Genomic DNA, 11,501 nt, shown 5'->3' on the forward strand with positions numbered 1-11,501 from the left:
TCTGGGAGCGGTGAACTCGGATATCAGGGGATGTTCAGTGCGGCGAATGTGTCGGCACGGGCACGGCGCTGTGCGGAATACCGGAGCCGCTGAGCGTGGACGATCGCCTTGAGATCGAAAAGTGCGCGCTCAAATAACTCGTTGATTATAACGAAGTCGAATTCCCCCGCCCGGGCCATCTCTTCGGCGGCGTTCTTCAGGCGCAATTCGATGACCGAGGCGCTGTCTTCACCGCGCCGTTCGAGCCGGGAGCGCAGTTCCTCCCAGCTGGGGGGCAGGATGAAGATCATCACCGCGTTGGCAAAGGTCTTGCGGATCTGCAGGGCGCCCTGGAAGTCGATTTCGAGGATGACGTCCGCGCCCTGGGCGATCCGCTCCTCAATGGCCTTCTTGGAGGTGCCATAGCGGTGGCCGTGCACATGTGCCCACTCCACGAAGCCGTCGGCCGCGATCATTGCGTCGAACTCCGTTGGCGACGCAAAAAAGTACTCGCGGCCATGCTTTTCCTGTCCGCGCGGCGACCGGGTCGTGTGCGACACCGAAGGCTGCACGGCCGAGTCGAGTTCCATGAGCGCCTTGACCAGGCTCGATTTGCCGGCGCCGCTGGGCGCCGCCACCACGAAGATGTTGCCGGGGTAGTCCATTCTGTCGCTCGTCGTCATTCGATGTTCTGCACCTGCTCGCGCATCTGCTCGATCAGGACCTTCATGTCCACGCCGATGCGCGTGAGTTCCAGCGCCGCCGACTTCGAGCCCAGGGTATTGGCCTCGCGGTGCAGCTCCTGGATCAGGAAGTCGAGGCGCTTGCCGATCTCGCCGCCCTTCTTGAGCAGCCGCTCGATCTCGTCGAGGTGCGAATTCAGCCGCGTGAGCTCCTCGGCCACGTCGATGCGGATCGCAAAGGCGGTGGCCTCGGTCAGCGCGCGGTCCTGGGCCGCCTCGGGCAGCGTACCGCCCGTGCCGGCGGTCAGGCCCATGGCCTCCTGCCAGCGCTCCAGGAAGCGGGTGCGCTGCTGTTCGACCAGCTGCGGCACCAGCGGACCGGCCTGCTGCACCAGGGTGCGCAGTTGGGCCAGGTGGGCTTCGAGCATCTTCGCCAGCCGGGCGCCTTCGCGCTGGCGGGCCGACATCAGGCCTTCGAGGGCCTTGCCGGCGACCTCGATCAGGTCGGGTCCCCAGTCGCCGCGGGCGGCGCTGTCACCGCCGGCCAGGCGCAGCACGTCGGCCACGCTCAGGTCGCGCGCGGCGGGCAGCCAGGCCTTGATGCTGTCCTGCACCCCGTTGAGCCGTTGGAGCAGCTTGACGGAGGGCTCGACCACGCCGGCCTGGGCTGTGTTCTCGATGGCGGCGCGCACCTCGACCTTGCCGCGCTTGAGCTTGCCCGTGAGCAGCTCGCGCAGCGCGGTCTCATGCTGGCGCAGCTCCTCGGGCAACTTGAAGGTGAGATCGAGGAAGCGGCTGTTGACCGAGCGGATTTCGACCCCGAGCCGGCCCCCGGCGGAAGGCCGTGCATCGGCTTCGGAGTGGCTGCCTGCGGACCCGTTCTGGCCGCTGGCGTAGCCGGTCATGCTGTAAACTGGCATTGCGCCTCACTGTGGTTTTGCTTGCATGCACCGAGGCGTCGGCACGGCGTTCGCTTGCCGCACCATCGCCTTCGGGCGAAACTCCCGGATTATGTCAAAGGTCAAGCCTACGCCCCTGTTGCCCGATACGGTCATTGGTGGTTACCGCGTTGTACGCCGGCTTTCCGCAGGTGGTTTCGGTGTCGTCTATCTCGCCATCGACCCCAGCGGACAGCAGGTGGCCATCAAGGAATACCTGCCGTCGTCGCTCGCCACCCGAGGCCCCGGTGAGCTCGCGCCGCAAGTGCCGCCCGAGAAATTGTCGCTCTACCGGCTGGGGCTCAAGAGCTTCTTCGAGGAGGGCCGCTCGCTCGCGCAGATCTCGCACGCCTCGGTGGTCAGCGTGCTCAACTTCTTCCGCGAGAACGAGACCGTCTACATGGTCATGAACTACCTGGAGGGCGCGACCCTGCAGGATTTCGTGGTCACCGCGCGAGACCTGAAAAAGCAGAAGGTGTTCCGCGAGTCGACCATCCGCTCGCTGTTCGACGAGATCCTGCGCGGCCTGCGCATCGTCCACCAGTACAAGATGCTGCACCTGGACATCAAGCCGGCCAACATCTTCGTCACCGACGACGACCGCGCCGTGCTGATCGACTTCGGCGCCGCGCGCGAAGTGCTCAGCAAGGAAGGCATCTTCATCCGCCCCATGTACACCCCCGGCTTCGCGGCCCCCGAGATGTACCGGCGCGACTCGTCGATGGGCCCCTGGACCGACATCTACGCCATCGGCGCCTGCATCTACGCCTGCATGCAGGGCTATCCGCCCAACGACGCGCCTCGGCGAATCGAGAAAGACCGGCTCAGCCTGTCGCTGTCGCGCCTGCGCGGCGTGTACTCCGACAACCTGATCGAGGTGGTCGAATGGTGCATGTCGCTCGACCCGCTGTCACGCCCGCAATCGGTCTTCGCGCTGCAGAAGGAATTGAGCCGCGAAGGCGAGCGCCGCTACACCAAGCTCACGGTGGGCGAGAAAGTGCGCCTGTCGATCGACAACATCCGCTCTTTCGACAAGAAGAGCCTGCCCAAGGCTGCTGCGCCCACCACGCGCCCCGCATGACATCATGAAATTCTCCGTCTTCCAGGTCAGCCGCAAGGGCGGGCGTCTCAAGAACGAAGACCGCATGGGCTATTGCTACACGCGGGAATCGGGGCTGTTCGTGCTGGCCGACGGCATGGGCGGCCATCCGGAAGGCGAGGTCGCGGCGCAGCTGGCGCTGCAGACCATCGCTGCGCTCTACCAGCGCGAGGCCCGCCCGACCGTGAAGGACGTGAAGGCCTTCCTGGCCGAATCGGCCATGGCCGCGCACCAGCAGATCATGCGCTACGCGAGCCACAAGGCCATGCTCGACACGCCGCGCACCACCGTTGTCGCGGCCGTGCTCCAGGGCACCACCGCGACATGGATGCACTGCGGCGATTCGCGCCTGTACGTCGTGCGCGACGGCCGCCTGCTGGTGCGCACGCGCGACCACTCGCACGCCGAACGCCCCAAGCCGCACGGCTCGGACATGCCTGTCAACCGCAACCTGCTGCTGACTTGCCTCGGCTCGCCGACCACGCCGCTGTTCGACATTGCGGCGCCGCTGCAGCTGCAGCGCGGCGACCGCATCATGCTGTGCTCCGACGGTGTCTGGGGCGTGCTCGACGACGAATTGATCGTGCACACACTCTCCTCGGGCAAGCCCGTGTCCGATGCGGCTCCCGACCTCGCCGAGATGGCCCTGCGCAAGGGCGGTGCCCACAGCGACAACGTCACGCTCATTGCGCTCGAATGGGAAATGCCCGACAGCGCGGACGACCGCAGCGGCGTGTCCACCGAGACCATCGAAGACGGCGTGTTCGCCTCGACCATCCAGGCCGGCATGCCGGCGTCGGACAACGAGATCGACGACCTCGACGAAGACGCCATCGAGCGCTCCATCGCCGAGATCAACGAGGCCATTCGCCGTTCCGCCGCACGCAAGACCTGAGCGCGCGCGGCTTTTCTTTTTTCTTTCCAATTCCCGAACAAATGACTGCTTTCACGCGAAGCGGCGGCCGCGCCGCCGATCAATTGCGACCGGTGCGCATCACCCGTGGCTTCACCATCCATGCCGAAGGCTCGGTGCTGATCGAGTTCGGCCAGACCCGCGTGCTGTGCACGGCCTCCGTCGAAGAGAAGGTGCCGCCGCACAAGAAGGGCAGCGGCGAAGGCTGGGTCACCGCCGAATACGGCATGCTGCCGCGCGCCACGCACACCCGCAGCAGCCGCGAGGCGGCCAAGGGCAAGCAGACCGGCCGCACGCAGGAAATCCAGCGCCTCATCGGCCGCTCGATGCGCGCCGTGTTCGACCTTGCCGTGCTCGGCGAGCGCACCATCCACCTCGACTGCGACGTGCTGCAGGCCGACGGCGGCACCCGCACCGCCGCCATCACCGGCGCCTTCGTGGCGGCGCAGGACGCGGTCAGCAAGCTGGTGGCCAGCGGCGCCATCGAGGCATCGCCCATCAAGGGGCACGTGGCCGCCATCTCGGTGGGCATCGTCGGCGGCACGCCGTTGCTCGACCTCGAATACACCGAAGACTCGGCCTGCGACACCGACATGAACGTCGTCATGACCGGCGCCGGCCACTTCGTCGAAGTGCAGGGCACGGCCGAAGGCGTGGCCTTCACGCGCGAAGAAATGAACATCCTGCTCGGCCTTGCCGAGAAGGGCATCGGCGAACTCGTGACCTTGCAGAAGCAGGCACTGCTCTCGAACTGACTCATGAAACTGGTTCTGGCTTCCAACAACGCAGGCAAGCTCGCCGAACTCCAGCAACTGTTTGCAGGGCTGGCCGTTACCCTGGTGCCGCAGTCGGCGCTGGGCGTGGGTGAGGCTGAAGAACCTTTCCGCACCTTCGTGGAGAACGCGCTGGCCAAGGCCCGCCACGCCAGCGCCGCCACTGGCCTGCCCGCCATCGCCGATGACGCGGGCCTTTGCGTCGATGCCTTCGGCGGCCTGCCGGGCGTCGACACCGCCTACTACGCCACGCAATTCGGCTACCCCAAGGGCGACGCCAACAATGTGAAGGCGCTGCTCGAGCAACTCGACGGCGTGGCCAACCGCCGCGCCGCGCTCGTGAGCACGCTGGTCGCGTTGCGCAGCCACGACGACCCCGAGCCGCTCATCGCCATCGGCCGCGTCGTCGGCGAGATCGCGCCCGCGCCCGTTGGCGACAACGGCTTCGGCTTCGACCCCGTCATGTACCTGCCGGCCTTCGGCAAGACCTTTGCCCAACTGCCGCCCGAGGTCAAGAACGCCCACAGCCACCGCGGCCGCGCGGCGCAGGCCATGTTGGCGCTGATGCGCGAGCGCTGGCTGTAATGGCCACCATCTTCCCGATCCAGCCGGCGCAGTCCACGGGAGCGCCGCAGGCCAACGACGTGCTGCATTGGATGCGGCCCGGTCCGCTGCAGCTCAGCGCGCTGCCGCCGCTGTCGCTCTACATCCACCTGCCGTGGTGCCTGCGCAAGTGCCCGTACTGCGACTTCAACTCGCACGAATGGCGTGCCGCGAGCGAAGCGGAGATCGACGGCATTCCCGAGCAGGCGTACATCGATTCGTTGGTGGCCGACCTCGATGCCGCACTGCCGCTCATCTGGGGCCGCACCGTCCACACCATCTTCATCGGCGGCGGGACGCCGAGCCTGTTTTCGCCGCAAGCCATCGACCGCTTGCTCGGCGATGTGCGTGCGCGCCTGAAGCTCACGCCCGATTGCGAGATCACGCTCGAAGCCAACCCCGGCACCTTCGAGCGCAATCGCTTCCGGGCCTACCGCGCGGCCGGCGTCACGCGCCTGTCGGTGGGCGTGCAGAGCTTCAACGACGAGCACCTGAAGGCGCTGGGCCGTGTGCACGATCGCGCCCAGGCCATTGCCGCGCTCGAAGAGGCTGCGAGCACCTTCGACACCTTCAACCTCGACCTGATGTACGCGCTGCCGGGCCAGACGCTCGAGGGCCTGGACGCTGATCTGTCGCAGGCGCTGGCGCTCGCGCCGCCGCACCTGTCGGTGTACCACCTGACCATCGAACCCAACACCTGGTTCGCCAAGTTCCCGCCCACGCTGCCCGAGGACGACATCGCCTACGCCATGCTCGACCGCATCACCGAGCGCACCACTGCGGCCGGCATGTCGCGCTACGAGGTGTCGGCCTATGCGCGCGAAGGGCACCAGTGCGCGCACAACCTCAACTACTGGCAATTCGGCGACTACCTTGGCATTGGCGCCGGCGCGCACAGCAAGCTGAGCTTTGCGCACCGCATCGTGCGCCAGGTGCGCTTTCGCGAACCGCGCCTGTACATGGAGAACGCACGCGCGGGCGCCGCGGTGTCGCAGAGCGACGAGGTGGCGCTGGCCGATCTGCCGTTCGAATTCATGCTCAATGCGCTGCGGCTGAAGCAGGGCTTCACGCTGCCGCAGTTCAGCGAACGCACGGGACTGGCGATGACGTCGATCCAGCGTGGATTGGAAGAAGCCGAGCGCAAGGGGCTCGTGGCGCGCGACCTGTTCCGCGTGTGGCCGACCGAGCGCGGGCTGGATTTTCTGAGCGATCTGCAGGCGATGTTCCTGCCCGATGAAGCGTAGGGCAACGCCGTCGGCATAAAATCGACGGTTCCGGAGAGTTGGGTGAGTGGTTTAAACCAGCAGTCTTGAAAACTGCCGACGTGAAAGCGTCCGTGAGTTCGAATCTCACACTCTCCGCCAGAAGATAAGGAAAATAGCGCCTTACGGGGCGCTTTTTTATTTCTTACACCATCGTTCCTACCAATTCGACTTACGGTTGGTTTGAGCATAGATGTATCGCCGCCAACCCCCGCAGGGGTTGGTCTTGTCTATGCTTTGCTGCCACTAAGCGGCGGGCCATCGACGCCGTACACGTCTTTCAGACTGAGAGCTGCCGATCACACATTCCTCGGTGAACGACCGCTGCTTGACGAAGAACGGACATCTACCTGGCCCTGGGCGTGCTGCCCGGCGGCACGCGCGACATCCTGGGACTGTGGATTGAGGGCACCGAGGGCGCCAAGTTCTGGATGAAGGTGTTCAACGACCTGAAGACCCGAGGGGCCGCTCAAGATAATTGTCGCTGGTCAGCGACCAGCGACTCAAATGGCCGCGACGAGCACAAGCGGGTTTTCGATGCGAACCTTCGATATCCCCGAATGGGCGCGAAGAGGTGATAGTGTTGCGGTAGCGCCAAGACGTCTGGCGAACGCGTCAATCACCTCAACTGAGGGGCCTGTCCTGCACGGAGCCCAGTTCCGTGAGAAGACGACATCGCTAAGGCGTGAATGACTTAAGCGGCAAGCGAGCACTGAAGTCGGAGGGAGCCTGCAAACTTTCGCAGGTGATGCCGTTGAACAAGTGGGGGGAGAGCATGTATCTGAAGCACATCCGGGCGCGCAACTATCGCGCGTTCGGGGACGGCACGACTGCGCCTGAACTGAACTGGGAGCTCAATCCCGGGCTCAACATCCTTGTTGGTGAGAACGATGCGGGCAAGACCGGCATCATTGACGCTATCCGGCAGGTACTGCTGACGACAAGCTATGAGCCTGTCAGGCTCTTCGAGCAGGACTTCCACATTGAAGGCAAAAGCCGCGCCCAAACACTCAGCATCGAAGCCACGCTGTGTGGATTGAGCCCAGACCAGGAGGCATCGGTTCTCGAATGGCTCACACTCGGCGCGGACGGAACCTGCTCGCTCATCCTCCATCTCGAGGCGCGCTACCACCCGCCGCAAGCGACAAAGCGAGCGCGCGTCGACACAGTCGTTCGAACCGGCGCTGCTGGCACCGGACCGGAGGTCGGCTACGCGGTCAGAGAGCTTGTGCGCGCGACCTACCTGAAGCCACTGCGTGACGCCGAAGCGGAGTTGCGACCAGGCCGCCAATCGCGTCTTTCGCAGATTCTTGGCGCCCACAACGACATCGCAGGCCAGGAGGTGAACGACTTCGACAAGGCCTCGCCCAAAGATGTTCCTGAGCGCTTGGTCGGCTTGATGGCTTTCGCGCAGCACCACCTGGGTGAGCATGAGGTCGTCAAGGGCGTAGAGAAAGACATCAACGATAACTACCTCGGTCAGTTCGCGTTCTCTGGCGAGGAGCTGCAATCGCGCATCCGTATCGCCCCCGACCTTTCGCTGACGCCAATCCTTGAAAAGTTCGAGCTGTCCTTGCTGCCCGGCGCGCATATTCATCCGGATGAACGCTGTGCGCGGGGCCTTGGCTACAACAACGCGCTGTTCATGGCCACCGAGTTGGTCCTGCTTCGGGACGGCGAGGAGCTCGCTCTGCTGCTCGTCGAAGAGCCTGAGGCTCACCTCCATCCGCAGCTGCAAGAGCGCGTGATGGACCTGCTGAAAGAACACTCTAACGAGGAGCAGGCGGAGAAGCGCGTGCAGGTCATCATGACGACCCATAGCCCTTCGCTGGTGTCGACCGCGCGCATCGAAGATATGACGCTGGTGCGCAAGGCTCAGACCTTCCCCTTGGCCGCGGGAAAGACCAAGCTCAAGCGTACCGACTACTCGTTCCTGCGCCGCTTCATTGATGCAACCAAGGCGAACTTGTTCTTTGCCCGCGGCGTCATGATGGTGGAGGGACCTGCCGAAGCCATCTTGATTCCCGCTATCGCTGAGATGTGCGGTCGGTCGTTCTCAAAGCATGGCGTGTCGATGGTCAACGTGGGACACACTGGCCTGTATCACTACGCTCGCATCCTTCAGCGCGAGGGAGCCGGCCCGGAGATTCCGATCCCGGTGGTCTGCCTGACTGATCGGGACATTGTGCCCAACGTCGCAAAGCCTTACGTCGCCAAGCCCGCCAAGGGGAAGCGCTTCGATTCTGATTACTCCCCACTTGAGATGGCTGAAGCGGTGCAGAGGAAGAAGGAGCGAGCTGAAGGCGGCAAGACCATCGTGTGTGTTTCTGATCGCTGGACGCTTGAGTTCGACCTAGCGCTACATGGCTGCGCGAAGCTGATGCACCTGGCGATTTCTCTGGCGGCCAAGGCAAAGTCTCGCGATGAACGTCTTGAAGAAGCCGATGAGACTGAGACGCTGGCCGCAGCTGAGTTGAGCTGGACCTCGTTGGAAGGTGCAGGGCACACCAAGGAGGAGCTGGCGGCCATCATTTACAAGCCGCTCCAAGAGAAAGACGCGTCGAAGGCCATCGCGGCCCAGTACGCGGCTCACCTAGTCTGCACGGGAAAGTATGGAACGGGCGATGACCTGTTCAAGGCTTTGCCTCCTTACCTGCAGGCAGCACTCTCCCACTTGACTATTGCTCCAGCTGCAAAGCCTGCAGCGACGGCCGGCGTGGGAGCTGCGATGCTAACCGCAGTGACAGTGCCGGGCGCAGCAGCGTCCATCCCCAGCTCGACGCTACCTCCGGCACCTGCAGCGCTTGCGACAGTTCCATCGGCCATCCCGAGCGTGCCGGCCCCGCCAGGCCTTCTCGCGGCCGGTGCTCAGACACCGGGTCAGGCCGGAACTGCACTGGCGGCCCCGGTCGTTCCGCTAAGCGCTTCGACGGGTGGCGCGCGAGGGAACGGCACGTGAGCGCGGTCAGCCTCGGAACGAAAGACCTAGTCGACCTCGCGACCCTAGCCAAGGACCTGAACTTCGATGACGTGGAACGTCGGAGCGCGCTGCTGGAGAACGGTTCGCGCGACTTCAATGCGGTTCCGGGTAGCGGGAAGACTTCATTGCTTGCAGCCAAGCTGCTATTGCTGGCCAAGAAGTGGCCTCATGCGCGACGCGGCATCTGTGTTCTCAGCCACACCAACGTGGCGCGGGACGAGATTGCGCAGCGCCTGGCGGGGAGCGCTGAGGGTGCACAACTACTGAGCTATCCCCATTTCGTCGGCACCATCCATGCCTTCGTCAACCAGTTCTTCGCGATGCCTATGCTGCGAAGCTCGGGCCAGAAGGTCGATGTCATCGACGATGTCGTCTTCGCCGACAAGGCCCGGTCGCTTCTACAGCTGGGCATGTTCTTGGGCCTACGCGTGTACCTGGAGAACCAGAACAATGGTGATGGCATCGTCACGACGCTGTTCTATCGAACGGCGGACCGGCAGGTGCAAGTTGAGAACGGAACGCTGCCCGGCCCACACACGGCGTCGTACAAATCGCTGATGAAGCTCAAGGCGATGCTGACAAAGGACGGCATCTTTCGACATCGAGACATGTTTGCGTATGCCGCCCTCGCGCTCAAGACCTGCCCCCACCTCGTGGATGTCGTTCACCGGCGGTTCCCGATGGTCTTCATCGACGAGATGCAGGACACGTCCTGGGACCAGGAGTCCTTCCTGAATCGCATCTTCGATGGAAAGTCGGTGATGCAAAGATTCGGGGATGTAGACCAGAAGATTCTCTCGGACGAGGAGAACGCTGACCTCCTTACGTTCCCGCGTGGCGGGTACGGTTGCATCAGCACCAGCAAGCGGTTTGGTCCGGCCATCGCAAGTGCGGTGGGTAGCGTGCGCCTGAGCGGCAACGCAGTTGTGGGAGAGGGAGCTGGCACCCACGCGCCGGTCCTACTCTTGTACCCCACGGCAGATGCCGCCAAGGTGTTGCCACACTATGGTCGCTTGGTTATCGAACGCCTGACCGAGGACGAAGCTGGTGCTCGCCAGGTGAAGGCGATGTGCACTCGCAAGGCGGGAGAGGGCAAGGTTGCGGCTGGGCGCCATCTTGTGGACTACTGGCCGGCCTATGGTGAAGGCCAGCAAATCACCAGCATGCGTTCTGAACGCTTCTGGGGGCTCGTCGGGGATGCCAAGAAGACCCTGCTGGAGGCATCGCTCAGCTCGCGTGTTTCCGACGTCCGGAGGGCACTGCTGCTGGTGCTCCGCGCGGCAAGGTCGCCTCTGGCGGACGGTGTTCGAGATGCACGTGCGCTACCTCGGGCCGCAAGAGAGTTCGGGGCATCAGGGCCGATTGAAGGTCTCACCCGTCAACTGGCGATTTCTGGTGAGCAACTCTGTGTCGTGGGCCAGCGCGATTCGACCATCCAGCTTGTGTATGTAGGACTCAAGCCGTATCTCCCGGATGAACTCGAGTTTGATGAGTTCTCAGCTCTGAGCGTATTTGATGAGCCAGGACTGCAAGGGACGGCGAACTCGACCGCATCGACGAGGTGTCAGGTCTCGCACTTGGGACGGAGTCTTGAGTTTGGACTGGGCACGACAGCCGGGATGAAGGGAGAGACGCACTCGGCATCCCTGGTCCTGGAATCCTACGGTGGCACCAGCAGGAAGTTTGACGTCGCGCTAGGGCTTGAATACATCGCCGGGACTGCCTCGAAGAAGCTCGACAAGCTCCCAAAGACACAGCAGGCTCAAATGCGGAATCTCTACGTTGCGATGTCCCGCCCAGCGGCGTTGTTGTGCCTTGCGGCAAACGAAGAGCGAGTTCCGACAGGATTGCGAACGGCGCTCTTGAGCAAGGGTTGGCACATCGATGTGGTGTAAGCGGCTGGCCGCGCTATCTTGACGCCGGCACGCCGACGAAGAAGGATTCAACCAGCGCAGGTGCCAGCGATGAGGAGACAACTCTTCGAGACGACTGTTCAGCCGCGATGGCGTTCAGGAACGTCGCATCGGTAGGCATGGGGATCATGCCGCGCTTGCCGTTGACGGGGTGCACAGTTCTGGCGCGCCGCCATACGGGCTGTTCCACAACGTATCTCTGATCTTCGTGCTGCCAGCGGTGATTTAGCCGAGTGGCCGCTTTATGACGGTCAGCATCCATCGCCAAAGTTCGGCCGAGGTGTTGGCGCCGACCGGAAACTGAGCCAGTTTTGCGGGTAGTGCCGAAGTAAAAGTGAGCCAGGTGTTCAACCTACCC

Annotated in this window: 9 protein-coding genes, 1 tRNA gene and 1 pseudogene; 9 read left to right on the forward strand and 2 right to left on the reverse strand. The window is 63.7% G+C overall.

The window, feature by feature from the left end:
- Nucleotides 1-23: 23 nt before the first annotated feature.
- On the reverse strand, nt 24-644 hold the full coding sequence (gmk, locus tag ACCC97_RS25735; RefSeq protein WP_007835873.1) for a guanylate kinase: 621 nt from the start codon (nt 642-644) through the stop codon (nt 24-26).
- A 14-nt stretch (nt 645-658) separates the two neighbouring features.
- Complete coding sequence (locus ACCC97_RS25740; protein WP_007835871.1) at nt 659-1,582, reverse strand: YicC/YloC family endoribonuclease; 924 nt, start codon at nt 1,580-1,582, stop codon at nt 659-661.
- A gap of 91 nt (nt 1,583-1,673) precedes the next feature.
- Here ACCC97_RS25740 and ACCC97_RS25745 point away from each other — a divergent pair, with 91 nt between their 5' ends.
- The 9 genes and pseudogenes from ACCC97_RS25745 (at nt 1,674) to ACCC97_RS25785 (ending at nt 11,125) form a co-directional block, all read left to right on the forward strand.
- Nucleotides 1,674-2,681, forward strand: coding sequence for a serine/threonine protein kinase (locus tag ACCC97_RS25745; RefSeq protein WP_042673779.1), 1,008 nt, complete (start codon nt 1,674-1,676; stop codon nt 2,679-2,681).
- Nucleotides 2,682-2,685: 4 nt separating this feature from the next.
- Nucleotides 2,686-3,594 carry a PP2C family protein-serine/threonine phosphatase gene (locus ACCC97_RS25750; protein ID WP_056595071.1) on the forward strand — a complete coding sequence of 303 codons (909 nt, stop codon included), beginning with the start codon at nt 2,686-2,688 and terminating at the stop codon, nt 3,592-3,594.
- 41 nt (nt 3,595-3,635) lie between these two features.
- Entirely contained in the window at nt 3,636-4,367 is a 732-nt protein-coding gene (gene rph / locus ACCC97_RS25755; protein WP_007835865.1) for a ribonuclease PH, read from the forward strand.
- Between the two features lie 3 nt (nt 4,368-4,370).
- A complete protein-coding gene (locus ACCC97_RS25760) occupies nt 4,371-4,970 on the forward strand; it encodes a non-canonical purine NTP pyrophosphatase (protein ID WP_007835863.1) in 600 nt (199 codons plus the stop codon).
- Entirely contained in the window at nt 4,970-6,232 is a 1,263-nt protein-coding gene (hemW, locus tag ACCC97_RS25765) for a radical SAM family heme chaperone HemW (RefSeq protein WP_413335784.1), read from the forward strand. The genes ACCC97_RS25760 and hemW overlap by 1 nt, the downstream gene beginning before the upstream one ends.
- A gap of 32 nt (nt 6,233-6,264) precedes the next feature.
- Nucleotides 6,265-6,352 (forward strand) — tRNA-Ser (locus tag ACCC97_RS25770).
- A 230-nt stretch (nt 6,353-6,582) separates the two neighbouring features.
- Nucleotides 6,583-6,714: pseudogene (locus ACCC97_RS25775) on the forward strand (transposase); the annotation flags it as partial.
- Nucleotides 6,715-6,935: 221 nt separating this feature from the next.
- Nucleotides 6,936-9,209 carry an AAA family ATPase gene (locus tag ACCC97_RS25780; RefSeq protein ID WP_413335786.1) on the forward strand — a complete coding sequence of 758 codons (2,274 nt, stop codon included), beginning with the start codon at nt 6,936-6,938 and terminating at the stop codon, nt 9,207-9,209.
- Nucleotides 9,206-11,125: a UvrD-helicase domain-containing protein gene (locus tag ACCC97_RS25785; protein WP_413335788.1), complete on the forward strand. Its 1,920-nt coding sequence runs from the start codon at nt 9,206-9,208 to the stop codon at nt 11,123-11,125. Before ACCC97_RS25780 ends, ACCC97_RS25785 begins: the two co-directional genes overlap by 4 nt.
- Nucleotides 11,126-11,501: the final 376 nt, after the last annotated feature.

Source organism: Variovorax sp. Varisp85, assembly GCF_047304045.1.
Lineage (GTDB): Bacteria > Pseudomonadota > Gammaproteobacteria > Burkholderiales > Burkholderiaceae_C > Variovorax.